The following is a 24,858-nucleotide window of genomic DNA, read 5'->3' on the forward strand; positions in this document are numbered from 1 at the left end:
CCCTTCTTTATCACCGCTCACGTCGTAATACGCTCTTTTGCCCTCTTCATATCTCCATAAACCGATATTTTTCTATGCCTGGGCTTCGAGACCTCTGGCGCGACTATGGCCCGGCCAGCTTCACCTGCCACTGCCTGGCCTTGGCGGTCAGTTCGCGGGCACTCAGGGTTTGCAGTTGTCGCTCCTTCAACAGCGCTTTGCCGGCGACCCAGAGGTGGCTGACGCGCTGGCTGTTGTCCGTATACACCAATTGCGACAGCGGGTGATACAGCGGTTGCAGTTCCAACTCGTCAAACTGCAGCGCACAGATATCGGCGGCCTTGCCCGGCTCCAGACTGCCGGTTTTATCCTCCAGTCCCAGCGCGCGGGCGCCGTCCAGGGTCGCCATTCGCAGCGCCTGCCGGGCGTTTACCGCCCGGGCGTCGGACGCTACGCCCTTAGCCAGCAGGGCCGCGGTGCGCATTTCGCCGAGCAGGCTCAGATCGTTATTGCTGGCGGCGCTGTCGGTGCCGAGGGCGACTGTGATACCGGCCTCCAGCAGGCGCGCCACCGGACAGAAGCCGCTGGCAAGCTTGAGATTGGATTCGGGGCAGTGAATGGCCCGGGCGCCGCTGAGCGCCAGCCGTTCGATATCGCCGTCGTCCACCTGGGTCAAATGCACACACTGGGCCAGCGGCGACAGCAGCCCCAGGTTGGCCAGGCGCTCGCTCGGGCGCACGCCGTGGGCGTTGATACCTTCGCGAACCTCCTGGGCGGTCTCGTGCAGGTGAATCTGGATCGGTACCTGCAGCTCTTCGGCCAGGGTCGCAACGCGGGACAGGGGCCCGTCGCCGACGGTATAGGGGGCGTGGGGGCCGAAGGCCATATGGACCAGGTCCTGGGAGCGGTAGTCGTCGTGCAGGGCCAGCCCCTTGCTGATGTACTCGTCCGGTCCCCTGCCCCAGACGGTGGCAAAGTCGAGAATCGGAAAGGCCACCTGGGCGCGGATACCGGCGTGTTGGGCGGCGGCGGCCGTCTCCTCGGGGTAGAAGTACATATCGGCGAAACAACTGGTACCGCTGCGAATCATCTCGGCAATGGCCAGATTGGCGCCATCCCTGACAAACTGTGGGTCGACCCAACGCTGCTCCGCCGGCCAGATATGCTGCTCGAGCCAGTCGTGTAACGAGGTGTCGTCGGCAAAGCCCCGCAGCAGACTCATGGCAGCGTGCCCATGGGCGTTGATCAGCCCCGGAATCACCAGGTGCTCGGGCAAATCCACGGTGTCGGTGGCGGCAAACTTCCTGGTGGCCTCCGCCTGCGGCACTATGGCCAGGATTTGCCCGTCGTTGACAGCGATACTGCAATGCTCAAATACCTGGTCTTCCGGCACCACCGGGATAATCCAGCGCGCGTTGATTAAAAGATCGACAGTCTCCGGTGCAGTCATAGGAAATCCTTTGTTTTAAAAGCCTTACGGGCCTTTTAAGGTCATGGTGTTTAAAGCCAGGCCGGCTAATTAGCACATAGTTGCTCAAGGAAGCGCCATCGGTACCTGGTGTCTGTGTTTGGCTGCCTATCTTACTGATTTTTATGGTAGTATTCGACGTTTTGGTCCGCCGCACCGCAGTTGGTCCCAGAGCCGGCGCGGGTAAGTGACGACAACGCGATGATAACAAGGAATCCCTTGGTTTATGGGCGACTTAGCGAAAGAAATATTACCCGTCAGTATTGAAGATGAGCTGAAACAATCCTACCTGGATTACGCCATGAGCGTCATTGTCGGGCGCGCCTTGCCCGATGTCCGTGACGGTTTGAAGCCGGTGCACCGGCGCGTGCTGTTCGCCATGAGTGAGCTCAACAACGACTGGAATAAAGCCTATAAAAAATCGGCCCGCGTGGTGGGCGATGTGATCGGTAAATACCACCCCCATGGCGACGCGGCTGTATACGATACCATCGTCCGTATGGCCCAACCCTTCTCCCTGCGCTATATGCTGGTGGACGGCCAGGGCAACTTCGGTTCCATCGACGGTGACGGCGCCGCCGCCATGCGTTATACCGAAATACGCATGACCAAACTCGCCCACGAGTTGCTGGCCGATCTGGATAAGGAGACGGTTGATTTCGTCCCCAACTACGACGGCACCGAACAGATTCCCGATGTCCTGCCCACCCGGGTGCCCAACCTGCTGGTCAACGGCTCCTCCGGCATTGCGGTGGGCATGGCCACCAATATTCCCCCGCACAACCTGCGCGAGGTGGTCAAAGGCTGCCTGGCAGTCATTGACAGCCCCGAGATCAGTGTCGATGAGTTGATGGAGGTGATTCCCGGGCCGGATTTCCCCACCGGCGGTATCATCAACGGGCGTGCCGGTATCGTGCAGGCCTACCGCACCGGGCGCGGCCGTATCTATGTGCGTGCCAAGGCCGATATCGAGCGGGATGACAAGACCAATAAAGAGACCATTATCGTCTCCGAGATTCCCTACCAGCTCAACAAGGCCCGCTTGATCGAGCGTATCGCCGAGCTGGTGAAAGAGAAAAAGATCGAGGGGATTTCCGAGTTGCGTGACGAATCGGACAAAGACGGGTTGCGGGTCGTTATCGAACTGAAGCGCGGCGAGATGGGTGACGTGGTACTCAACAACCTCTACGCCCAAACCCAACTGGAAAGCGTATTCGGCATCAATATGGTGACCCTGGTCGATGGCCAGCCGCGCATTCTGAATCTCAAGCAGTTGCTGGAATACTTTATCTTGCACCGCCGCGAGGTGGTCACCCGGCGCACCGTGTACCTGTTGCGCAAAGCCCGGGAACGGGGCCATATTCTCGAGGGTCTGGCGGTGGCGATCGCCAATATCGACGCCGTGATCGAGCTGATCAAGGCGTCGCCCACACCTGCCGAGGCCAAGGAGGCGTTGATTGCCAGGGGCTGGGCGGTGGGCGATGTCAATCAGTTCCTAGAGCGCGCCGGCGCCGATGCCTGCCGCCCCGAGGAACTCGAGGCACATTACGGCCTGCGCGACGGCCAGTATCACCTGTCGCCGGCCCAGGCCCAGGCGATCCTCGAGTTGCGCCTGCACCGCCTCACCGGTATGGAACACGACAAGCTGCTGGCCGAATATAAAGAGAAGCTGGAGCAGATCGGCGAGTTTCTGGCCATCCTGGGCGACCCGGAGCGCCTGATGCAGGTGATTCGCGGCGAACTGGAACAGGTAGTGGCGGACTTCGGCGATGAGCGGCGCACGGATATCCAGAGTTCCAAGTCTGACCTGACCGTGGAGGACCTGATCAGCGAGGAGGATCGGGTGGTTACCATCTCCCACGGCGGTTACGCCAAATCCCAGCCGTTGGATGCCTACCAGGCGCAGCGCCGCGGCGGTATGGGGAAGGCCGCCACGGCGGTCAAGGACGAGGATTTTGTCGAGCACCTGCTGATCGCCAGCACCCACGATACGATTCTGTGTTTTACCAATGCCGGTAAGGTCTACTGGCTCAAGGTGTATCAGATTCCGCTCGCCGGGCGCCAGTCCCGCGGGCGTCCGATGGTGAATCTGCTGCCGCTGGAGGAGGGCGAGCGCATTACCTCAATCCTGCCGGTAAGGGAGTACGACGACGATCATTTTATCTTTATGGCCACCGCCAGGGGCACCGTGAAGAAGACTCCTTTGACTCAGTTCTCCCGGCCTCGCAGCGTCGGCCTGCGCGCCATCGACCTGGATGACGGTGACGACCTGATCGGCACGGCTATTACCGACGGCAACTGCGATGTGATCCTGGTGTCCTCCTCCGGTAAGGCCGCCCGTTTCAAGGAGACCGATGTGCGCTCCATGGGCCGGATATCCCGCGGTGTGCGGGGCATCAGACTGACCCAGGAGCAGCGCGTGATTTCCATGGTGATCCCCGCCGCCGGCGGCAAGGTGATGACCGTCAGTGAGAACGGCTACGGCAAGCGCACCGATGTTGACGACTTCCCCACCAAGGGCCGCGGCAGCCAGGGGGTGATCGGTATGCAGACCACCGAGCGCAACGGCCAGTTGGTGGGGGCCACCCAGGTGTTCGACGGCGATGAGATCATGCTGATTTCCGACCAGGGCACCCTGGTCAGAACCCGGGTCGACGAGGTCTCCATCCTCGGGCGCAACACCCAGGGGGTACGCCTGATCAAAGTGAAAGAGGGCGAGCACCTGGTGGGCGTGGAGCGGATAGAGCGCATTGAGGCGGCGGCAGTCGATCTGGAAGATCAGGGCTCCGGAGACAGTAGCCCGGAAGACAATAACCCGGAAAACAATAACCCGGAAAACAATAACCCGGAAGACAACAGCCCGGACGCCGGCGAGTGAGTTGAACGCTCGCAAAGCGATAATTTCATTTAATTGATGGGATGGTAATACCAGCATGGCAGCAGACCAAGAGCCGCCCGTAGCGCAGGGCTCCCCGGCCGAGTTGGGGCAGTTGCGCGAGCGTATCGATGCTATCGATCTCAAGCTTGGCGAACTGATCAGCGAGCGCGCCGCCTGCGCCCAGCAGGTGGCCGACGTGAAAAAGGCCGCTGGCGGCGCGGCCCTCTACTACCGCCCGGAACGGGAAGCCCAGGTATTGCGCAATGTGATGGCGCACAATCACGGTCCCCTGGACGACGAGGAGATGGCGCGGCTGTTTCGCGAAATCATGTCGGCCTGCCTGGCCCTCGAACAACCGGTAAAGGTGGCTTTTTTGGGGCCCGAGGGTACGTTTACCCAGCAGGCCGCGCTCAAGCACTTCGGGCACGCCGCCGTCAGCGTGCCCATGTCGGCGATCGACGAGGTGTTCCGCGAAGTGGAGGCGGGCGCGGTTAACTACGGAGTGGTGCCGGTTGAGAATTCCACCGAAGGGGTGGTGAACCACACGCTCGATAATTTTATGGATTCCAATCTGAAAATTTGCGGCGAGGTGGAGTTGCGCATCCACCAACACCTGCTGGTGTCCGGGGTTACCAATACCGATAGCATCACCCGCATCTACTCGCACTCCCAATCGCTGGCCCAGTGCCGCAAGTGGCTGGATGGTCACTATCCCCACGCCGACCGGGTGGCGGTTAACAGTAACTCCGAGGCGGCCAAGCGCATCAAAGGCGAGTGGAATGCCGCCGCCATCGCCGGTGAGATGGCGGCCGATCTTTACGGGCTCGAGGTGCTGGCGGAGAAGATCGAGGACCAGCCGGATAATTCCACCCGCTTTTTGATTATCGGCACCCAGGAGGTGCCGCCCAGCGGCCAGGATAAGTCCTCCATTGTCGTGGCTATGAAAAATCAGCCCGGTGCCTTACACGATTTGCTGCGGCCGTTTCACGAGCACAACGTCGATTTGACCCGGGTCGAGACCCGCCCATCGAGCAGCGGTACCTGGAACTATGTGTTTTTTATTGATTTCTCCGGACATATCGACGACGAACCTGTGCGTGCGGCACTTCGGGCCGTGGGGGAGCGGGCATCGGATTTGAAGGTGCTCGGTTCTTATCCGAAAGCGGTTTTGTGATGGTGGCATTTCCTTAAGCAATAATGTGCCAATCGATCGGTCTGCCGCTGGGTAGGGCTTTCAGAAACACGCCGTAAACCCCCGCGAGCGGGTCCAGCCCAAAGCCAGAGGCTTTGGGCGTTGCGCGGGGCGAAGCAGCGCTTCACTGTTTCCCGCTCCACCCATGGGGGCTTCACGACAGCATCCCTGCTGTCGAGAGTTTCTGAAAGCCCTACCCAGCGGCAGACCTACCTACGATATCTTAATCAAGGTGGATAGCGATAACGTGAAAAGGCCGATATTGACAACATTTGGGCTGACAGCACTCTAGGAAAGGTGAACCTATGAGCAATCTGACCTGGCACGAGCACAGAATTACCCGCGATATGCGGTCTGTGCAAAAGAACCAACAGCCTTGTCTGTTGTGGTTTACCGGCTTGAGTGGGGCCGGCAAGTCGACCCTTGCCAATGCGCTGGAACACGAACTCTACAAGCGCGGCCACCACTCCTACCTGTTGGATGGGGACAATGTGCGCCACGGCCTCAACAAAGACCTGGGCTTCTCCGACAAAGACCGGGTTGAGAATATCCGCCGTATCGGTGAGGCGGCCAAGCTTTTTGTCGATGCCGGACTGATTGTGATATGCGCGTTTATTTCCCCTTTTCGCAGTGATCGCAATATCGTCAGGTCGCTGTTCGAGCCGGGAGAGTTTATAGAAGTTTATGTGGATACGCCGCTGGATATCTGTGAAGTGCGCGATCCCAAAGGGCTCTATAAAAAAGCCCGGCGCGGCCAGATTAAAAACTTCACCGGTATCGATTCTCCCTACGAGCCGCCGGAGGATGCGCAGGTCACCATCAAGGCCGGCGAGGCCACGGTGGAGGATTCGGTGATCCTGCTGACCAATTACTTGAAGGATCAGGGGATTGTTTGAGTTTTGTCGGGGTGGCAAGGCAGGGCCGGTTTTCAGTGGTTCAGGTGTGAATACAAATTCGACCGCACCGCAGACAGGCTCCGCCCGCAACCCCAGCCAGTGGTTTGTTATACAGAGTCCGCTTGAAAAGGCCCGGGTGCTTTACAAGCTTGATGATAAAAATGGTCTTGATAGCGATGGTATTCACTTTAGGTGCCTACTTTAGTTGGTAGTACTCTAGCAACTAGTGCTTCGACCAGAAAAGAATTTCACTTTGGTGGCACTTAGGTCTCAATCCGGGCATAGCCCTTTGGGACCTGCGCCAGCAGGGATGCTGGCGAAGAGCCTACAGGGATGTATTCACGGCGTGTCCCAAAGGGCTATGCCCGGATTGAGACCGGGCTGGCTAAGGAGACCAAAACCCGTTTTGGAGTGAAAAGATTTACTGATCATAATACTAGGTTCCAACTGAACGGCCTGGCTCTGGGGAGGGCTTTCAGAAACACGGACTAGGCGTCCCTTGATGAACCCCTGCAAGCGGGTCCAGCCCAAAGCCAGAGGCTTTGGGCGTTGCGCGGGGCGAGGCAGCCCTTCGCTGTTTCTCGCTCCACCCATGGGGGCTCGCCTAAAGCGCCTACTGTCGTTTAAGGCGCCTACTCTTGGTGGTCCCGACAGCATCCCTGCTGTCGAGAGTTTCTGAAAGCCGTCTCCAGAGCCAGGCCTACCCTCGGTATTTATAATTGAGTTGGGTGACGGTAACGTGCAGATCGATAAATTGTTAAAATTTTTCCAAGTACTCTCGAAGGTAGTCGTCTCAAACGATGGTAAGCGCTTGAAGCGGTTGTCATGCAGACTTAACACATATGAGCACTCAACCGGATTACAGGCCTGACCGCAAAATGAGATTTCCGCACGAAGAAAACCTGATCAACAAACTGGTCGTTATCGGCCTCGGCCTGATTGGCGGCAGTCTCGCCGCCGGTTTAAAAGCCAATGGCCGCTGCGGTGAAGTGATCGGAATCGCCCGCCGCCAGGATACCTGCGAGCAGGCCAAAGCCCTCGGTATTGTCGACCGGGCCTACACCTCGCTAAGTGAGGTGGCGGCGGAGCTGGGCGAGCGCGACTTGATTTTTATTGCCGTGCCGACTCTCGCCGTTGCGCGGGTGTTCGCGGAGATAAAGGCCGTGGTATCCCCGCAGGTCACCCTCACCGATGGCGCCAGTGTCAAAGGCAGTGTGCTGGCAGCGGCGGTCGAAGTCTTTGGCGAGGTGCCGGCGCAACTGGTGCCGGGCCACCCGATCGCCGGTTCGGAAAAAAGCGGGGTGACTGCCGCCCGCGCGGAGTTATATCGCGATCACCGGGTGATCCTGACGCCCACGCCTGAAACGGGACAGGCACATCGTGATAAAGTGCGCCGGGTTTGGCAGAGCGTGGGTGCGGAGGTGTTGGAAATGCCGGTAGCGGAGCACGACGAAGTGCTTGCCGCCACCAGCCACCTGCCCCATGCCATCGCCTATTCACTGGTGGATACGCTCGCCAACGATGCGGAGAATGAAAATATTTTTCGCTATGCGGCAGGCGGTTTTCGGGATTTTACCCGGATTGCCTCCAGTGATCCGGTGATGTGGCACGACATTATGCGGGCCAATCGCGACAGCGTGCTGAAAGCGCTGGATTTGTTCAGCCAGAACCTGGCGGGTTTAAGGCAGGCGATCGAGACAGAAGACAGCGAAACGCTGTTGGGGGTGTTTACGCGCGCAAAAGCGGCGCGGGACCATTTTACAAAAATGTTGGCAAAACAGGCGTATTCGAATTCTATGCAGGACAGAGAGTTAAGGTTTCATTTACAGCCCGGTGGCAAGGTGTCGGGTTCGATTCGCGTGCCGGGCGACAAGTCTGTTTCCCATCGCGCCATTATGTTGGGTTCGCTCGCCGAGGGAGTGACTGAAATAGAGGGCTTTCTCGAAGGCGAGGATGCGCTCGCGACGCTGCAGGCGTTTCGGGATATGGGGGTGGTTATCGAGGGGCCTTCCCAGGGGCGGGTCAAGGTGCACGGGGTCGGTTTGCACGGCCTGCGGCCACCGCCGGGTCCGCTGTACCTGGGTAACTCCGGCACGTCGATGCGGTTGCTGGCCGGGTTGCTGGCGGGGCAGGCATTCGATGTGGTGCTGACCGGCGATGAATCCCTGTCGCAGCGACCCATGAATCGGGTCGCCAAACCGCTGGGCCTTATGAACGCGGCGATCGAAACTGGCGCCGGCGGCGTGCCGCCGGTGAAGATAACCGGCGGCCGGCAATTACAGGGTATCGATTACACCATGCCGATGGCCAGTGCCCAGGTGAAATCCAGCCTGTTGTTGGCCGGGTTGTATGCCGAGGGCAGCACTCGCGTCACCGAGCCGGCGCCGACCCGGGACCACACCGAGCGTATGTTGGCGGGGTTTGGCTACCCGGTTGAGCGGCGTGGCGCCACCGCCGAGCTGAGCGGGGGTGGAACCCTGACGGCTGCTGCTATCGACGTACCGGCCGATATTTCCTCGGCGGCGTTTTTTATGGTGGCGGCTTCCATCGCGCCGGGCTCCGACCTGACGTTGTTGCACGTCGGCGTCAATCCCACCCGTATCGGTGTGATCAATATCCTGCGGTTGATGGGCGCGGATTTGACCCTGTCGAACGAACGCGTTGTAGGAGGGGAGCCGGTCGCGGATATCCGTGTTCGCTATGCCCCGTTGCAGGGCATTCACGTTCCGCCGGACCAGGTGCCCCTGGCCATTGATGAGTTTCCGGTGCTGTTTGTGGCGGCCGCCTGTGCCCAGGGAGAGACCGTGCTCACCGGTGCACAGGAGCTGCGAGTCAAGGAAAGCGACCGGATTCAGGCCATGGCCGACGGTTTACAAGTGCTCGGTGTGCGCGCGGCGCCGACGCCCGACGGGATTGTTATCCGCGGCGGTGAAATAGGTTCGGGCCGTGTCGACAGCTTGGGGGACCACCGTATTGCCATGGCGTTTTCCATTGCGGCCCTGCGTGCCGGCGGTGAAATACAGATCGACAACTGCGCCAATGTGGCGACGTCCTTTCCGGGGTTTGCCGAGATCGCCCGAGGCGCGGGAATAAGCTTAGAAGTATACGATACATAATCTTTGCGCAGGTTTATCCTATAATGCACCCTCGCCGGGGCGGGTTTTGTTGGGGCTTTCAAACCGCCGTCGCTATTTAATCACGATCAGTCAGCCGAAAGCTGCCCGGTTAGCCGGGTGGGTTGACAGTGGTCTAACCGTAGTAATCTGACAACAGTAGTCTAACAACAGTAGCTCGATATCATGTCCAACAGTTATGATCTGACTCACCTGAAGCAACTGGAAGCGGAGAGTATTCATATTATTCGCGAGGTTGCCGCAGAATTTGACAACCCCGTTATGCTCTACTCCGTCGGCAAAGACTCGGCGGTGATGATGCACCTGACCCAAAAGGCGTTTCACCCGGGCAAGCCGCCGTTCCCGCTGCTGCATGTCGATACCACCTGGAAGTTTCGCCAGATGATTGAGTTCCGCGAGCAGCGCGTCAAGGAGCTGGGATGGGAGCTGCTGGTCAATATCAATGAGGAAGGCGTGAAAATGGGGGTGAATCCGTTCACCTACGGCAGCGCCAAGCACACCGACATCATGAAAACCCAGTCGCTGAAACAGGCGCTGGACAAATACGGCTTTGACGCGGCTTTTGGCGGCGCCCGGCGCGACGAGGAAAAATCCCGGGCCAAAGAGCGGGTCTACTCTTTTCGCGATAAAAACCACCGCTGGGACCCGAAAAACCAGCGGCCGGAATTGTGGAATATTTATAACGGTAAAGTGGACAAAGGCGAAAGTATTCGCGTGTTTCCACTTTCCAACTGGACCGAGCTGGATATCTGGCAATATATTCATTTAGAAAGCATTCCTATTGTACCGCTGTATTTTGCCGCCAAGCGTCCGGTGGTGGAGCGGGATGGGGTCCTGATTATGGTCGACGACGATCGTATGCCGCTGGAGCCCGACGAGCAAATTCAGGAAAAAATGGTGCGCTTTCGCACCCTGGGGTGCTACCCGCTGACCGGTGCCGTGGAGTCTACGGCGACCACACTGCCGGAAATTATCCAGGAGATGTTGTTGACCACCACCTCCGAGCGGCAGGGCAGGGTGATCGATCACGACAGCTCCGGCTCCATGGAGAAGAAAAAGCAGGAGGGTTATTTTTAATGTCTCACCAGTCAGCACTAATCGCCGAAGATATCGACGAGTATCTCGCCCAACACGAACGCAAGGAGCTGTTGCGGTTTTTGACCTGTGGCAGCGTGGACGACGGCAAGAGCACCCTGATCGGGCGCCTGTTGCACGACTCTAAAATGATTTACGAAGACCAACTGGAGGCGGTCAAAGCCGACACCGGCAAACACGGCACCACGGGCGAAAAAATCGACCTGGCGCTGCTGGTCGACGGTCTGCAGGCGGAGCGGGAGCAGGGCATTACCATCGATGTGGCCTACCGTTATTTCTCCACGGCCAAGCGCAAATTTATCATTGCCGACACGCCGGGGCACGAACAGTACACCCGCAATATGGCCACTGGTGCTTCCACCTGTGATCTTGCCATTATTCTTATCGATGCCCGTCACGGGGTGATGACGCAAACCCGGCGCCACAGCTATATTGCCTCGCTGTTGGGCATCAAGCATATTGTGGTGGCCATCAATAAGATGGACCTGGTTGATTTCAGCCAGGTTATTTTCGACAAAATCAAAGCGGACTATATTCAGTTTGGCGAAAAGCTGGGTATGCAGGATATTCATTTTGTGCCGCTATCGGCGCTGGACGGCGACAATGTGGTTAACCGCAGTGACTACATGCCCTGGTATGACGGCCAGCCGTTGATGGATATTTTGGAGTCGGTGCAGATCAGGGACGATAAGAACCTGACCGACTTTCGTTTCCCTGTCCAGTATGTCAACCGGCCGAATCTGGACTTCCGCGGTTTTTGCGGCACGGTTGCCTCGGGCATTGTCAAGGTGGGCGATGAGGTGAAGGTGTTGCCTTCGGGAAATACCAGCCGGGTTGCCGATATTGTCACTTTCGATGGCGACTTGCCGGAAGCTTTCTCGGGACAGGCGGTGACCCTGACGCTGGAGGACGAAATCGATATCAGCCGCGGTGATCTGATTGTGCATGCGGCGCAGGAGGTGACCCAGTCCAACCATCTGAAGGCGCATGTGGTCTGGATGGCGGAGGCGGCCTTATCGCCGGGCAGGCAGTACCTGTTTAAGTTTGCCAGCAAAGCGGTTACCGGCCAGGTCGAGAATGTGGATCATCGCATTGATGTCAATACGCAGGAATTGCACCAGGCGGATTTGCTCCAGTTAAACGATATTGCTTTGGTCGACATTACCTTGAATCAGGTGGTGGCGGTGGATCCCTATGGACGTAACCGGGCGACGGGTGCGTTTATTGTTATTGATCGGTTGACGAATATTACGGTTGGGGCGGGTATGGTGGTTGAGAGCCTCCAGCAAACTGAAGCCAAGAGTTTCGACCCGGATGCGGTCAGTGAATTTGAAATCGAGTTGAATGCGTTGGTGCGCAAGCATTTTCCCCATTGGGGGGCGGTGGATATTGAGAAGTTGTTGAAGCGGTAGTGGCTTGTAAGGGGTCGTGTAAGGGGTCGTAGTGCTTGCTTTTTAGTCAAAGCAGTCTGGCTAAAGGCAGGTGCTGCGGCTCTTGGTTAAGCTGGTGGGTGCCAAACTTGCCCAGAGCCTTCTTATCGAGGCTCGTGGTTTTGTGGTTTGGCAAGCTATATAGGTCCATCCCAAGGTGCTATCACTGATTGCACTCAAGTGATAGCAATGCTATCATCCCTGGTCGCTGGCAATAGTGCTACGGAGGTGACCTATGGCGAATTTAGTCGTTCGAAACATTGATGATGCTATAGTACGAAGCCTCAAGGCCCGTGCCGGTAAGCATGGTGTCAGCGCAGAGGCGGAGCACCGGAAAATTTTAGAATCTGTACTGCTGGCACCCAAAAGAAGGAGCTTTGCCGAAGTGCTGAGATCAATCCCCAATGTGGGGGAAGACTCCGACTTCGAGCGCATTCAGGATGACAGGGAAGGCGATGTATTTAATTGATACAAATGTTATCAGCGAGATCAGGAAAAAAGCCAAAGCCAACCGTGGTGTCAAGTCGTTTTTCAGGCAAGCCGATCAAGAGGACGCTCGGCTTTTTATCAGTGTAATCACCATCGGTGAACTCAGGCGAGGTGTGGAGATGATTCGACACCGGGGCGATACGCGACAAGCGGATCGCCTGGAGGCATGGTTAACGACAATAATCGACGCCTACTCCGATAACATACTGGATTTCACTGAGGCGGAAGCGCAGGTCTGGGGAAGGTTGAGAACCCCTCATTATGAACATGCCCTCGATAAGCAAATAGCCGCTACGGCGCTCACCTTTGGTCTGACCCTGGTGACGAGAAATATCGGCGATTTCGCCGCAACGGGTGTCGAGTTGATGAATCCATTTGATTGAATTGAAGCGCTTTTTTTCCGACGAAGCCTGAATGCACTGCGTGTTGACAGAGAGTGGGTGATGACAAGGTTCTCGCAGGAAATTTCCTGATTTTGTAGCCGTTCTCTGGCTTGAAAAGGAGGCGTTTAACAGCACTTCCTTAAGAAATCGTTTGCTAATTTGCTGGTCTGGCTATGACTGGGGCTTTCAGAAACACAGAGTGTATCCTCTCGGTACCCCCGCCCCTTGGGGCTTGCCTTAAGCGAAAATGTGCCAATTGAACGGCCTGGCACTGGCTGGCGCTTTCAGAAACACGGGCTAGGCGCCCCCTCGATAAACCCGTCCCTGGGGGCTTCCCGACAGCATCCCTGCTGTCGAGAGTTTCTGAAAGCGCCAGCCAGTGCCAGGCCTACCTTCAGTATGCTTAATCAATGCCGGTGCGATTGGGACAGGGATCGATAAACTGATGCAAGTATGCCTGATGGCGTTCCATCGTCTCCGACCTTGTTAATTCTATGCAGGTTGTTTAACTCAGTCTGGAGTTTCTGATTTTTATTCAGGTCGTTGAGTGATCGATTTTTTTCAAACTCTGTCGACACTTAGCTGCGGATCGCAAGGGGAAACTGTTGATAAAGGGTTGCAGATATCAACATTGCTGTAGGAAATTCCCCACTTTTGTAAGCAATTTCTCACAAAACTTTCAGCTTTTTTCCAGTATAACTTCTCGTTTTCGCGGCGTATGCTGACTTCTCAACCTAACATGGAGGTTATGTAATGAAACAAGTTGTTTCTTCTCTCTTTTTTGTTTTCGCGCTTTTACTTTCTCTTGCATCCACTGCGGCGGTCGCCGAAAGCGGTGCTCAGCAAATGCCGGCCCAGGTCAATATCAATTCAGCCGATGCCGAGACACTCTCTCTGGTACTCAAGGGCGTGGGCCGCTCCAAGGCGGAAGCCATTGTGGCCTGGCGTGAGAGTCACGGCGGTTTCAGCTCGGCAGATCAGTTGGCGGAGGTCAAGGGGATTGGCCTCAAGCTGGTGGAGAAGAATCGCGATCGCATCCTGCTGAAATAACCGTTAGAGCCGGTCCAGCCGGCGTTTGGCTGCCCCGCCTACCAGGGCATAGCTTTGCGGGCCCCGTCAAAGGAGACGGACGGGTGCTTCAGGGATGAAGCTCGATAACGGATTATCGAGGCATCAGGGACGCGATGCGCGCCCGCAGAGCTATGCCCTGGTAGGCGGGGTTAATCAATGAACTTTTATCAGTCGGCTTCTATCGGTGTATACTCCCGCTTTTGTGCGGAGAGTTTGCCATGACATCGGGTACTTCCCAGGCGAGTAAACCTGCTGCCGGTACAGGCCCCCGCCCTTCGGGAGGCCGCACAGCCGGACCCCGTATCATTGTCGCGCTGGACTATGACAATGCGGCCGACAGTTTAAAATTGGCTGAGCGTCTGAACCCGTCGAGCTGCCGGTTGAAGGTGGGTAAAGAACTTTTCACGTCCTGTGGTCCCCAGGTAGTCGAGCAATTGATTGCTCGCGGCTTCGATATTTTCCTCGATCTGAAATTTCACGATATTCCCAATACGGTAGCCAAAGCGGTGGTGGCGGCGGCCGATTTGGGGGTCTGGATGTTGAATGTGCACGCCGGCGGCGGTGAGCGAATGATGGTTGCGGCGCGAGAGGCCTTGGCCGGGCGTACAGGTCGGGTGCCGCTACTGATTGGGGTCACCGTATTGACCAGTATGGATGCCGGTGATCTGGCGGCGGTCGGTGTCGAGCGGGCGCCGGCACAGCAGGTACAGCTATTGGCGCAGTTGACTCTAAAGTCGGGGCTGGATGGGGTAGTGTGTTCAGCGCTGGAGGCCCCGGTTTTACGGCAGTCCCTGGGCACGGATTTTTGTCTCGTTACCCCCGGTATTCGGCCCGCCGGCAGCGCCGCTGACGACCAGCGCCGCGTGGTGACACCTGCCGATGCCATTGCTGCCGGCAGTAGTTACCTGGTTATTGGCCGCCCGATTACCCAGGCTGAGGACCCGGCGGAGGTCTGCGCTGGGATCGAAAAATCGCTCGGCAAATGAGTTGGTAACGTGGAATTGACCTGTCGTGGGTGCTTTGGGCGCGATGCTAACAGGTTGGTTGGAGGACTGTGCGGCTTGGCACTTGGGCCAAGTTTGCTTCCCGTGAGCAGCCACAATATCGGGCCTTACTCGAATGGCATTCGCTTGAGGAGACTACTTTTGATGGTACCTAGGTGCTGTTAGGAATGGCATTTCCTTAAGCAAATATGCTCCAATTGATCGGTCTGGCACTGACTGGGGCTTTCAGAAACACGTCGTGATCCCGTCCTTGGGGACTCGCCTAAAGCGCCTACTTTTGGTCCCGACAGCATCCCTGCTGTCGAGAGTTTCTGAAAGCCCCAGTCAGTGCCAGACCTACCTTCAGTGCGTTTAATTGAAGCCGGTTCGATTGGATCAGGTCGATAAACCGGTGCAAATACGCTTAAGACAGCGGCATTCGTGCGAAGTGATTAGGTTTTTTATCCCGCAATCAAATCCATGTGGCGGTCAGCATTTTAAGGAGTTTTGTTTTTTATGTCATTTCCCGTTATCACTATTGACGGCCCCAGCGGCTCGGGCAAGGGGACCATCAGCCAGTTAGTGGCGCAAAAACTCGGTTATCATTTTCTCGATAGCGGTGCGCTCTACCGGGTAACCGGGGTAGCCGCCAAGTTCCACGGCGTCGCTATGGATGACGAGCCGGCGCTGGCGCAAATTGCGGCAAATCTGGATGTGCGGTTCGAAACCGGCGCCGATGCCGGTGTGAAAATCATCCTGGAAGGCGCCGACGTGACCCGGGAAGTCCGGTCGGAGGAGGGGGGGATGAATGCGTCCCGGGTCGGTGCTCTGCCCACCGTGCGGCAGGCACTGCTGGCGCGACAGCGGGCATTTGCGGTGCAACCGGGCCTGGTAGCGGATGGCCGCGATATGGGCACAGTGGTGTTTCCCGACGCGCCGGTGAAGGTTTTTCTTACCGCCAGCGCCCGCGAACGGGCCCAGAGGCGTTACAAGCAGTTGCTGGAGAAAGGCGAGTCTGTTAGCTTCGACGATATTTTGGCGGATATCGAAGCCCGGGACGAAAGGGATAGCAGTCGCGCCGCCGCGCCGCTAAAACCCGCGCAGGATGCGTTGTTGCTGGATAGTACCGGCATGTCCATAGATGATGTATTTAACGCGGTGATGAGGGCTTTCGAAGACCGCGTTATACCCTGAATTTAGGTTGGTTTACTCCATGTTATGGCTAAAACGTATAGTGCTGCTGGCGGTGGTGTGCCTTTTTCTGGTGGTTGGCTTTGTATTCCACTCCAGCAATGCCGTTGAAGTACCCTTGAATCTATTTGGTATCACCTTTGTGCCCACGGGCTTAGGCTTGTTGCTGCTGTTGTTCTTTTTTGCAGGCGGCCTGTTTGGTTTTTTTGTCAGCCTGCTGCCCTATTTCGGTGCCAAGAAACAGGTATTGCTGCTGAACCGGAAGGTCAGCGGCTACGAAAAAGAGATAGCCAAACTCCGAACGGCGCCGCTGCGGACATAGCATCATGATTGATTGGGGCCTGATCCCACTGGTTTTTGTCGCCATAGCCATCGGCTACTGGCTGGGCTGGCGCGGGCATAAAAAGAAACAACAGGCCCTGGCCCGCTCGGGTTTGGACAGCCGCTATTTCCAGGGTCTCAACTACCTGCTCAATGAAGAGCCGGATGCCGCTATAGATACCTTTATCGAGGCCCTGGAAGTCAACAGTGAAACCCTGGAGACTCACCTGGCCCTGGGCAACCTCCTGCGCAAGCGCGGCGAGGCCGGACGGGCCATTCGCATCCACCAGAATCTGCTGGCCCGGCCCTCATTATCGCCCCTGCAACTGCAACAGGCGCAGTTGGAACTGGCCCGCGACTATATTAAGGCCGGCCTTCTGGATCGCGCCGAGAGTTTGCTGCAGGAATTGGCGGAATCCGCCTCCCAGGCCACCCGGGATATCTGCCTGGAGCACCTGGCGGAAATCTACCGGGACGAGCGGGAGTGGGAGAAAGCCATTCATACCGTGGACTTGCTGGGCGGCCGCCGGTTTGCCAAGTTACCGCTGAAATGGCGGGTGGCCCAGGCTCACTTTTGCTGCGAGTTGGCTGACGAGGCGCTGGAGCGCTCCGATTACCTGTCGGTGCGGCGGCATCTGAAGCAGGCATTCAGCTATGACAAGGAGTCCGTGCGGGCCAGTTTGCTATTGGGTGACCTCGAACACAGGTTGGGTCACCATCGCGAGGCGATCAAAGTCCTGAAGCGGATTCCGGAGCAGGACCCCACCTATATTCCCGAGTCCTTGTCCCTGGTGATTGCCAGCTATGAGGCCCTGGGCAAGCTCGGGGACCTGAAGAAATACCTCAATCAGCTCTTGGAAGAACACCCCAGCAGCTCCGTGATCTTGTCATTGGCCGAGCGGGTTAACCAGGAGCAGGGCGAGGTGGCAGCCGCCGGTTTTATCGGCGATCACCTGCAATCCCGTCCGTCGCTGAAAGCGGTCGGCCGGCTACTGGAATTCCAAAATGGTACCAATACCCGCCTAAAAGAAAACCTCGGCCTGGTGAAACAACTGATCGACCAACTGATGGTGGCCCGCTCTACATACACCTGCCAATCCTGTGGTTTTTCCGGCAACCAGTTGCATTGGTTGTGTCCGAGCTGTAAGTCCTGGGGGTCGACCAAGGCGGTGAGGGGGGCTGAGGGGGAGTAGATTATTAAATGTTAAAAGACACTATGATATCTCTTGTCGGCTTTTAGTCGAGTTAGTAGACACAATGTTATCCCTTAGGGCCTTGTATACGCCTCGTGAACTTGGTGGGGCGTGGAGCATGTGAGGAGGTTTAAACGCCGTTGGGTTCATTAGCATCGTGGCAGCAAGCATAGTGGCTGCTGGTGCTGCAGTTAGGCGGGGAGCGGAGTATTTATGCCGATTGCGCAAAAAGTGACCCTTCTTACCCCTGATGAGTACATTCGATCAGAGGAGGAGGGTGATATCAGGCATGAATATGTCAATGGTTATATTTATGCCAAGGCTAGCGCTAGCCGGCGACATAATCTAATAGCCATGGCACTGGTCCGGTTGCTAGGCGATTATCTGCAAGGGAAGTCTTGCAGGACTTATATGGCGGATATGAAGTTAAATATACGGACTGCGGGCATTGAATGCTTTTATTATCCGGATTTGATGGTTTCATATGATTCCAACCCGCCTCACGACTACTATGAAGACAAGCCTGCACTACTAATTGAAGTGTTGTCCGCCACCACAGAAGCCAGGGACCGACTTGAAAAGCTGGCAGCTTATACGTCTATTCCCTCCCTGGTAGAGTATATGCTGGTCGGCCAGGACTGGATTGGCGCTGATATATACCGGCGGGTCGGAGAAAACTGGGTATTGAACACCTATAAAGGCGGGGAAGTCACCGTCTTAGAGTCTGTGAACTTGTCTCTTCCGATAGATCAAATTTATATGGATGTGATAGGCCAGGTATGAGCCGCCATCTACGAAAAACCATATAGAAAACAAACAGTTACTAACTCAAATAAACAGTTGACAGGGCCCCGATCCCTCTATAAGATGCGCCCCTACATTGGCTGGGGCCAATGTTTCCGTTCCGCCTTAGCTCAGTTGGTAGAGCAAATGACTGTTAATCATTGGGTCGCTGGTTCGAGCCCAGCAGGCGGAGCCATATTAAGGTAGTTAAAGAGAGCTTATCCCCCGGGATAGGCTCTTTTTGTATGGGCTCAATTTTCGCTATGTCAGATTGGGACCCTGGTGTTGACCTGGGTCATTTTCCGGTTCATTACCGGCGTCGGCCGAGCGGATTTGTGCCTCTGCACTGGAAAATAAACCCCGCCCAGTGTTTAATGTGTAAAATCATGTAAGCCCTTGATGTACAAGGAGGATTCTGGTACGTTTGCGCCTCCGACGGTCCCTGTATAACGACGGGCATAAAGCCCATGTGACAGGGACCATTTTTAGGATGGGTGACAAGGCTGGTCTGCCAGGATTGCCGGATTGTCACCCCAAGTAAAATCGGCCCACACATCTGGCGGTGTGGTAGAGCAGTTCGACGATGTTGGCGATTCCCTGTAGCCCGATTACGGGTTAGACCACAGGTGGACGCGGCTGGATGGTTCTGTGCTGTATATTGATGGGTAATCTAATGAGCGAAAGCTTTGCTGAACTATTTGAAGAAAGTTTAAAGACCGTTGATATGGTCCCCGGTTCCATAGTGACCGGTGTTGTGATTGATATTGATAAAGACTGGGTGACTGTACACGCCGGTCTCAAGTCTGAAGGTGTTATTCCTGCTGCACAGTTTTACAACGATATGGGCGAGATCACGCTCAATGTCGGTGATGAAGTTCAGGTTGCGCTGGAGACTGTTGAAGATGGCTTTGGTGAGACTCGCCTCTCGCGTGAAAAAGCCAAGCGCGCAGAAGCCTGGAAAGTACTTGAAGCGGCCCACACCGCCGATGAAGTGGTTAAAGGCGTAATTAACGGTAAGGTTAAAGGTGGCTTTACGGTCGATGTTTCCAGCATCCGCGCCTTCCTACCGGGTTCCCTGGTCGATGTTCGCCCCGTGCGCGAAACGACTCATCTCGAAGGGAAAGAGCTGGAATTTAAAGTTATCAAGCTGGACCAGAAGCGCAACAATGTTGTCGTGTCTCGCCGCGCTGTTTTGGAGCAGGCCAACTCTGCCGAGCGCGAAGAATTGCTGGCCAGTTTGCAGGAGGGTATGGCGGTCAAGGGTATCGTCAAGAACCTGACCGACTACGGTGCCTTTGTTGACCTGGGTGGTGTTGACGGTCTGCTGCATATCACCGATATGGCTTGGAAGCGTATTAAGCACCCGAGTGAGATTGTCAATGTCGGCGATGAAATTGACGTTAAAGTGTTGAAGTTTGATCGCGAGCGCAACCGCGTCTCCCTCGGCCTCAAGCAGTTGGGTGAGGACCCCTGGGTGTCTATTACCCAGCGTTATCCGGAAGGTGCCCGCATCAAAGCCAAGATTACCAATCTCACGGACTACGGTTGTTTCGCCGAGTTGGAAGAGGGTGTCGAAGGTTTGGTGCACGTCTCTGAAATGGACTGGACCAACAAAAATATCCATCCGTCCAAGGTTGTGCAGGTTGGTGATGAGCTTGAAGTCATGGTCTTGGATATTGACGAAGAGCGGCGTCGAATTTCCCTGGGTATCAAGCAGTGTCAGGAAAATCCGTGGGATGCGTTCGGCCGACAGTTTGCCAAAGGCGACAAGATTTCCGGCAAGATCAAGTCGATTACAGACTTTGGTATTTTCATTGGTTTGGATGGTGGTATCGATGGTTTGGTGCACCTGTCCGATATTTCCTGGCAAGAAGCTGGTGAAGAGGCCGTGCGCAAATACAAGAAGGGCGATGAGCTGGAGACCGTTATTTTGGCCATCGATCCGGAACGTGAGCGTATCTCGCTGGGTATCAAGCAGTTGGAGGAAGACCCCTTCTCCAGTTATGTAGCCGCCAACGACAAGGGCACTGTGATTAAGGGCACTGTGAAAGAGGTGGATGCAAAAGCTGCTATTATTACTTTGGCGGAAGATGTAGAAGCGACCCTGAAGGCCTCAGAGATCAGCCGCGATAAAGTTGAAGATGCACGTAACGTGTTGAAAGAAGGCGACGAAGTGGAAGCCAAGATTATCAGCATTGATCGCAAGAATCGCGCCATTAACCTCTCCATCAAGTCGAAAGACACTGATGAGGAGAAGGCGGCGATTAAAGAGCATTCGGCCAAGCAGGCTGAGCAGGCTCAACCGGCGACCATTGGTGATTTGATCAAGGCGCAGATGCAGAGTCGGGACAAGCAGTAGGGCGGAGGGGCGGCGTGAGTCGCCCCTTTCCATACTTCCACAACATTAGGGAAGCTCGTTGCCGTTACTAACCACAATAACTCTTATGCAACACTAGGGAAAGATTATGACCAAATCTGAATTAATCGAACACCTTGCTGAGCACCAGGATCAATTGTCCGGGAAAGATGTGGAACTGGCGGTGAAGTTGATGTTGGAGCATATGTCCCAGGTGCTTGCCGCTGGTGAGAGGATTGAGATTCGGGGGTTTGGGAGTTTTTCGCTGCATTATCGGTCGCCGCGGATTGGACGGAATCCGAAGACTGGGGATTCTGTGGAGTTGGCTGGGAAGTATGTGCCGCATTTTAAGCCTGGGAAGGAGATGCGGGATCGGGTTAATGAGAGTTTGGGCCACTAGCATCTTTATCTATATTATTTAAATCTTTTGAGCTTAGAAAGTTTAGTTTTGGCTAACAAGAAAGTCTACCCACATCATTGTGGTGCGTGCTTTATTGACCCCGATGCAATTCATGCAGTCATTGAGCTTGGATTCGATTATTTGTCTGCGGGAGATAAATTCGAGAAAAGTATCTAACTTTGGGTTGTGACGCTAGGATAAAGCGGGTTGCGGCTTTACCAGAGTGGTACGGTTATCCAATAAAAGTGTTAGGAGAATTACAGAGCCAGTTGATATAGCTGGTCCATGGACATAAGTAGCTTGTTTGTTAAGCTGGAGTTATTACTTGTGTATAAAGACTATTTTGCTGGAATTAGGTTTGTCAGTTAATGGAGTTTTTGTGGACTTTAAGTCTCTTCTCATTTAAAGCGCGGTAGGCTTTCCGATTACCCTAGATTTAGAAATAATCTCATGCACATCAATGTCTACTTGAGGAAAATAAACTAGTGTTATGAAGAACTTTGCGTTAGTCGGCGCTGCTGGTTATATAGCCCCACGTCACATGAGAGCAATTAAAGAAACGAAAAACAAATTGGTGGCGGCTTTAGATCCTAGTGACTCTGTTGGGATAATAGATAGTTTCTCCCCCGACGCTAAATTTTTTACAGAATATGAGAGATTTGATAGACATATTGATAAGCTGAGGAGAAGTAATCATGAGCATAAGGTTGATTATATATCAATTTGTTCGCCCAATTATTTGCATGACTCGCATGTCAGGTTTGCTTTAAGGTCCGATTGTGACGCAATTTGCGAAAAGCCTCTTGTGCTTAATCCGTGGAATATAGATGGTTTGTTGGATGTTGAGCGGGATAGTGGTCGAAAGGTAAATACCATCCTCCAACTACGATTGCATCCAGAGATTATTGCGTTACATGAGAAGGTAAAAAAAGATACTTCTAACAAAAAATGCGAAGTGGATTTGACCTACATTACCTCTCGCGGGAGCTGGTATATGCAGTCGTGGAAGGGAGATGTGAAGAAATCTGGCGGTATTGCAACAAATATAGGTGTACATTTTTACGATATGCTTCACTATTTATTTGGTGCGCTGCAAGAAAACGTCGTGCACTGTCACGCCGATAACAAATCGGCGGGATATCTCGAGTATGAGAACGCTCGAGTTCGGTGGTTCTTGTCATGTGATTTTGATGATATTCCAACCCCTATAAAAAAAGCAGCGCAGCGAACTTTTCGTTCGATTGTTGTCGATGGTAAGGAGATTGAGTTTTCTGAGGGCTTTGCGGATTTACATACTCGCAGTTACCAAGAGATTCTGGTGGGGGGAGGTTTTGGTCTAGAGGAAAATCGGGTCGCAATTGAGACAGTAGCTGATATTCGTACAGCTGAGGTTAGAGGCTTGGTGGGGGACTACCACCCATTTCTAAAAAAGGTGTCTATATGACATACGAGGTACATGACAGCGCAGTCATTGATGACGGTGCTCAGATCGGTGAAGGTTCGCGAATCTGGCACTTTGTGCACGTATGTAGTGGTGCTAGAGTTGGTGCCGGTGTTTCACTTGGTCAGAATGTGTTCGTGGGTAATGACGTTGTGATCGGTGATCTATGTAAGATTCAAAATAATGTATCGGTATATGATAGTGTGATTTTGGAAGATGGGGTGTTTTGTGGTCCGAGTATGGTGTTTACTAATGTTTATAATCCTCGTACGGCCATAAATCGTAAGAACGAATATAGGCGCACTTTGGTCAGGCGCGGTGCCACTTTGGGTGCTAACTGTACCATCGTGTGTGGTGTGACCATAGGGGCACATGCCTTCGTCGGTGCTGGTGCTGTTGTTACAAAAGATATACCTGATTACGCTCTGGTTGCTGGCGTTCCTGCTAAGCAAATTGGATGGATGAGTGAATATGGAGAGCAGTTAGACTTACCATTGGAAGGAAATGCGGAGACAGTTTGCCCACATAAGAACTGTGTCTATAAGTTACGTGGTAGTGTGATTTCAAAGAACTAGTTTATGACTCTCTTAGCTAAAGTTTTAAATACCTGGTCGTTTAAGAAGTGTTTGTATGCAATTTATTGATTTAAATGCACAGTATCGCCAGATCGAGAAAGAAATCAACCGAAGAATTAAAGGCGTCTTAGAACATGGACAGTATATTCTTGGCCCGGAGGTGTCTGAGCTAGAAGCCTCTCTCGCTAGCTTTGTTGGTGTTAGGAATTGTATTGCTGTTTCTAGCGGAACAGATGCATTACTTATATCACTGATGGCTTTAGGCGTTGGTCATGACGACGAAGTTATTGTTCCAGCCTTTACATATATCGCCCCGGCAGAGATAGTAGCGCTTCTTGGCGCTAAACCCATATATGTAGATGTTGATAAAAAAACTTATAACCTTGATCCGCAACTATTGGAAGCAGCGATTACCGAGAATACTAAAGCAGTAATACCAGTGAGTTTATATGGGCAATGCGCTGATTTTGATGAAATTAATCAAATCGCTGAAAAGTATAAGTTACCTGTCATCGAGGATGGTGCACAGAGCTTTGGTGCGTTATACAAGGGCCGAAGATCCTGTGGGTTAACAACGGTTGGAACTACTAGCTTTTTTCCGTCGAAACCACTGGGAGGTTATGGAGACGGAGGAGCGGTTTTCACAAACGATGATGAGCTTGCGACAGTCATGCGTCAAATTAGCAAGCACGGACAAGATTATCGTTATCACCACGTTAGAGTGGGTGTTAATGGTCGCATTGATACACTTCAGGCGGCTGTTTTATTGGCGAAGCTTGTGATATTTCCGCAAGAACTTGAGCTTCGAGGCGAGCTCGGTGCCAAGTATACGAAGTTATTCAATGATATTTGTCCTGAAGTAAAAACTCCTTTTATTAACGAATGGAATAGTTGTGTGTACGCGCAGTACACGATCGTGTTGGAGCATCGCGATTGTGTTGTAAACCACTTGAAGCAGGCAGGTATCCCAACAGCAATTCATTACCCTATGTCACTGAATAAGCAGCCTGCCATAAGTGATGACGCTGCTTTTGTACCGGTAAGTGAAAGGTTAGCTAAACATGTGCTTAGTATACCCATGCATCCAAACCTGTCAGAAGAGGAGCAACTAATTGTTGTAGAGGAATTAAATAGAGCATGCACTAAAGCGAAAATAAAGACCTTTGGGACGTAAAAAAGGCCTTGAGTGGTGAATTTTTTCTCCATAGCACAATGAGCTATATAGGCTGATGCCAGAAGCGGACTTTGGTCTTCTGGCTTTAAACAGAGTGGGGTAACATTTTTCATTGCTCCATTTTGAATAGACCGAAGTGTGGTGAGACTTGGTATGGAAGTTATTAGCTTGTGTAAGAACAGAGTTGAAGTGGTTTAATTTGAATGTACACACCCTTAAGCGTGAAAATAGCGCTAGCGAGGTGTTTAATGACTGTACAAAAGAGACGCAAATATACCGATGAGTTAAAGCAGGATGCGGTGAGGCTAGTGATTGAACAGGGGTACAAGGTACTTGAGGCCACCAGAAATTTGGGGAGTCGGCGCTGGAAGGCCACCGGCACAACTGATAGTGGGTAGCCATCAAGCGCCGAGCCCATCAAAGAGC

21 protein-coding genes and 1 tRNA gene are annotated in these 24,858 nt (G+C 54.2%); 21 read left to right on the forward strand and 1 reads right to left on the reverse strand.

What is annotated here, in order from left to right; all coding sequences use genetic code 11:
- Positions 1-103: 103 nt before the first annotated feature.
- Positions 104-1,429 carry a TRZ/ATZ family hydrolase gene (locus FKG94_RS05985; RefSeq protein WP_142903284.1) on the reverse strand — a complete coding sequence of 442 codons (1,326 nt, stop codon included), beginning with the start codon at positions 1,427-1,429 and terminating at the stop codon, positions 104-106.
- Positions 1,430-1,673: 244 nt separating this feature from the next.
- Here FKG94_RS05985 and gyrA point away from each other — a divergent pair, with 244 nt between their 5' ends.
- The 21 genes from gyrA (at position 1,674) to FKG94_RS29475 (ending at position 24,830) form a co-directional block, all read left to right on the forward strand.
- The gene (gyrA, locus tag FKG94_RS05990) at positions 1,674-4,325 is read left to right on the forward strand and encodes a DNA gyrase subunit A (protein WP_142903285.1); all 2,652 of its coding nucleotides are present in this window, start codon (positions 1,674-1,676) and stop codon (positions 4,323-4,325) included.
- A gap of 55 nt (positions 4,326-4,380) precedes the next feature.
- Positions 4,381-5,499 carry a prephenate dehydratase gene (gene pheA, locus FKG94_RS05995; RefSeq protein WP_142903286.1) on the forward strand — a complete coding sequence of 373 codons (1,119 nt, stop codon included), beginning with the start codon at positions 4,381-4,383 and terminating at the stop codon, positions 5,497-5,499.
- A gap of 323 nt (positions 5,500-5,822) precedes the next feature.
- Complete coding sequence (cysC, locus tag FKG94_RS06000) at positions 5,823-6,413, forward strand: adenylyl-sulfate kinase (RefSeq protein WP_142903287.1); 591 nt, start codon at positions 5,823-5,825, stop codon at positions 6,411-6,413.
- Positions 6,414-7,291: 878 nt separating this feature from the next.
- A complete protein-coding gene (locus tag FKG94_RS06005) occupies positions 7,292-9,529 on the forward strand; it encodes a bifunctional prephenate dehydrogenase/3-phosphoshikimate 1-carboxyvinyltransferase (protein ID WP_142903288.1) in 2,238 nt (745 codons plus the stop codon).
- Positions 9,530-9,712: 183 nt separating this feature from the next.
- Positions 9,713-10,624, forward strand: coding sequence for a sulfate adenylyltransferase subunit CysD (gene cysD, locus FKG94_RS06010; RefSeq protein WP_142903289.1), 912 nt, complete (start codon positions 9,713-9,715; stop codon positions 10,622-10,624).
- On the forward strand, positions 10,624-12,054 hold the full coding sequence (gene cysN / locus FKG94_RS06015; protein ID WP_142903290.1) for a sulfate adenylyltransferase subunit CysN: 1,431 nt from the start codon (positions 10,624-10,626) through the stop codon (positions 12,052-12,054). The genes cysD and cysN overlap by 1 nt, the downstream gene beginning before the upstream one ends.
- A gap of 253 nt (positions 12,055-12,307) precedes the next feature.
- Positions 12,308-12,541, forward strand: coding sequence for a FitA-like ribbon-helix-helix domain-containing protein (locus FKG94_RS06020; RefSeq protein WP_142903291.1), 234 nt, complete (start codon positions 12,308-12,310; stop codon positions 12,539-12,541).
- Positions 12,528-12,944, forward strand: a complete 417-nt coding sequence (locus FKG94_RS06025; protein WP_142903292.1) for a type II toxin-antitoxin system VapC family toxin — start codon at positions 12,528-12,530, stop codon at positions 12,942-12,944. The genes FKG94_RS06020 and FKG94_RS06025 overlap by 14 nt, the downstream gene beginning before the upstream one ends.
- 753 nt (positions 12,945-13,697) lie before the next feature.
- Positions 13,698-13,994, forward strand: a complete 297-nt coding sequence (locus tag FKG94_RS06030) for a ComEA family DNA-binding protein (protein WP_142903293.1) — start codon at positions 13,698-13,700, stop codon at positions 13,992-13,994.
- Between the two features lie 239 nt (positions 13,995-14,233).
- On the forward strand, positions 14,234-15,001 hold the full coding sequence (gene pyrF / locus FKG94_RS06035) for an orotidine-5'-phosphate decarboxylase (protein WP_142903294.1): 768 nt from the start codon (positions 14,234-14,236) through the stop codon (positions 14,999-15,001).
- A 513-nt stretch (positions 15,002-15,514) separates the two neighbouring features.
- Positions 15,515-16,192 carry a (d)CMP kinase gene (gene cmk, locus FKG94_RS06040; protein ID WP_142903295.1) on the forward strand — a complete coding sequence of 226 codons (678 nt, stop codon included), beginning with the start codon at positions 15,515-15,517 and terminating at the stop codon, positions 16,190-16,192.
- Positions 16,193-16,232: 40 nt separating this feature from the next.
- Positions 16,233-16,511, forward strand: coding sequence for a lipopolysaccharide assembly protein LapA domain-containing protein (locus FKG94_RS06045; RefSeq protein WP_179957503.1), 279 nt, complete (start codon positions 16,233-16,235; stop codon positions 16,509-16,511).
- Between the two features lie 4 nt (positions 16,512-16,515).
- The gene (lapB, locus tag FKG94_RS06050) at positions 16,516-17,703 is read left to right on the forward strand and encodes a lipopolysaccharide assembly protein LapB (protein ID WP_142903297.1); all 1,188 of its coding nucleotides are present in this window, start codon (positions 16,516-16,518) and stop codon (positions 17,701-17,703) included.
- Positions 17,704-17,916: 213 nt separating this feature from the next.
- The gene (locus tag FKG94_RS06055) at positions 17,917-18,486 is read left to right on the forward strand and encodes a Uma2 family endonuclease (RefSeq protein ID WP_142903298.1); all 570 of its coding nucleotides are present in this window, start codon (positions 17,917-17,919) and stop codon (positions 18,484-18,486) included.
- 120 nt (positions 18,487-18,606) lie between these two features.
- Positions 18,607-18,682 (forward strand) — tRNA-Asn (locus tag FKG94_RS06060).
- A 477-nt stretch (positions 18,683-19,159) separates the two neighbouring features.
- Positions 19,160-20,845 (forward strand): 30S ribosomal protein S1, encoded by a 1,686-nt coding sequence (gene rpsA, locus FKG94_RS06065; protein WP_142903299.1) that lies wholly within the window; start codon positions 19,160-19,162, stop codon positions 20,843-20,845.
- Positions 20,846-20,951: 106 nt separating this feature from the next.
- A complete protein-coding gene (ihfB, locus tag FKG94_RS06070; protein WP_142903300.1) occupies positions 20,952-21,242 on the forward strand; it encodes an integration host factor subunit beta in 291 nt (96 codons plus the stop codon).
- A gap of 490 nt (positions 21,243-21,732) precedes the next feature.
- Positions 21,733-22,686: a Gfo/Idh/MocA family protein gene (locus tag FKG94_RS06075; RefSeq protein ID WP_142903301.1), complete on the forward strand. Its 954-nt coding sequence runs from the start codon at positions 21,733-21,735 to the stop codon at positions 22,684-22,686.
- Positions 22,683-23,258, forward strand: a complete 576-nt coding sequence (locus FKG94_RS06080; RefSeq protein ID WP_142903302.1) for an acyltransferase — start codon at positions 22,683-22,685, stop codon at positions 23,256-23,258. The genes FKG94_RS06075 and FKG94_RS06080 overlap by 4 nt, the downstream gene beginning before the upstream one ends.
- 55 nt (positions 23,259-23,313) lie before the next feature.
- Positions 23,314-24,432, forward strand: coding sequence for a DegT/DnrJ/EryC1/StrS family aminotransferase (locus FKG94_RS06085; RefSeq protein ID WP_142903303.1), 1,119 nt, complete (start codon positions 23,314-23,316; stop codon positions 24,430-24,432).
- Between the two features lie 248 nt (positions 24,433-24,680).
- Positions 24,681-24,830, forward strand: coding sequence for a transposase (locus FKG94_RS29475; RefSeq protein WP_179957504.1), 150 nt, complete (start codon positions 24,681-24,683; stop codon positions 24,828-24,830).
- Positions 24,831-24,858 lie beyond the last annotated feature (28 nt).

The organism is Exilibacterium tricleocarpae (genome assembly GCF_007004655.1).
In the GTDB taxonomy this organism is placed as follows: Bacteria; Pseudomonadota; Gammaproteobacteria; order Pseudomonadales; family Cellvibrionaceae; genus Exilibacterium; species Exilibacterium tricleocarpae.

Coding starts and splice junctions, on each gene's coding strand:
- FKG94_RS06020 (WP_142903291.1), top strand. CDS start 12,308: ATGGCGAATTTAGTCGTTCGAAACATTGATGATGCTATAGTACGAAGC.
- FKG94_RS06080 (WP_142903302.1), top strand. CDS start 22,683: ATGACATACGAGGTACATGACAGCGCAGTCATTGATGACGGTGCTCAG.
- lapB (WP_142903297.1), top strand. CDS start 16,516: ATGATTGATTGGGGCCTGATCCCACTGGTTTTTGTCGCCATAGCCATC.
- FKG94_RS06085 (WP_142903303.1), top strand. CDS start 23,314: ATGCAATTTATTGATTTAAATGCACAGTATCGCCAGATCGAGAAAGAA.
- cysN (WP_142903290.1), top strand. CDS start 10,624: ATGTCTCACCAGTCAGCACTAATCGCCGAAGATATCGACGAGTATCTC.
- rpsA (WP_142903299.1), top strand. CDS start 19,160: ATGAGCGAAAGCTTTGCTGAACTATTTGAAGAAAGTTTAAAGACCGTT.
- FKG94_RS05985 (WP_142903284.1), bottom strand. CDS start 1,429: ATGACTGCACCGGAGACTGTCGATCTTTTAATCAACGCGCGCTGGATT.
- FKG94_RS06025 (WP_142903292.1), top strand. CDS start 12,528: ATGTATTTAATTGATACAAATGTTATCAGCGAGATCAGGAAAAAAGCC.
- pheA (WP_142903286.1), top strand. CDS start 4,381: ATGGCAGCAGACCAAGAGCCGCCCGTAGCGCAGGGCTCCCCGGCCGAG.
- gyrA (WP_142903285.1), top strand. CDS start 1,674: ATGGGCGACTTAGCGAAAGAAATATTACCCGTCAGTATTGAAGATGAG.
- FKG94_RS06075 (WP_142903301.1), top strand. CDS start 21,733: ATGAAGAACTTTGCGTTAGTCGGCGCTGCTGGTTATATAGCCCCACGT.
- FKG94_RS29475 (WP_179957504.1), top strand. CDS start 24,681: ATGACTGTACAAAAGAGACGCAAATATACCGATGAGTTAAAGCAGGAT.
- FKG94_RS06055 (WP_142903298.1), top strand. CDS start 17,917: ATGCCGATTGCGCAAAAAGTGACCCTTCTTACCCCTGATGAGTACATT.
- FKG94_RS06005 (WP_142903288.1), top strand. CDS start 7,292: ATGAGATTTCCGCACGAAGAAAACCTGATCAACAAACTGGTCGTTATC.
- ihfB (WP_142903300.1), top strand. CDS start 20,952: ATGACCAAATCTGAATTAATCGAACACCTTGCTGAGCACCAGGATCAA.
- cysC (WP_142903287.1), top strand. CDS start 5,823: ATGAGCAATCTGACCTGGCACGAGCACAGAATTACCCGCGATATGCGG.
- FKG94_RS06030 (WP_142903293.1), top strand. CDS start 13,698: ATGAAACAAGTTGTTTCTTCTCTCTTTTTTGTTTTCGCGCTTTTACTT.
- pyrF (WP_142903294.1), top strand. CDS start 14,234: ATGACATCGGGTACTTCCCAGGCGAGTAAACCTGCTGCCGGTACAGGC.
- cysD (WP_142903289.1), top strand. CDS start 9,713: ATGTCCAACAGTTATGATCTGACTCACCTGAAGCAACTGGAAGCGGAG.
- cmk (WP_142903295.1), top strand. CDS start 15,515: ATGTCATTTCCCGTTATCACTATTGACGGCCCCAGCGGCTCGGGCAAG.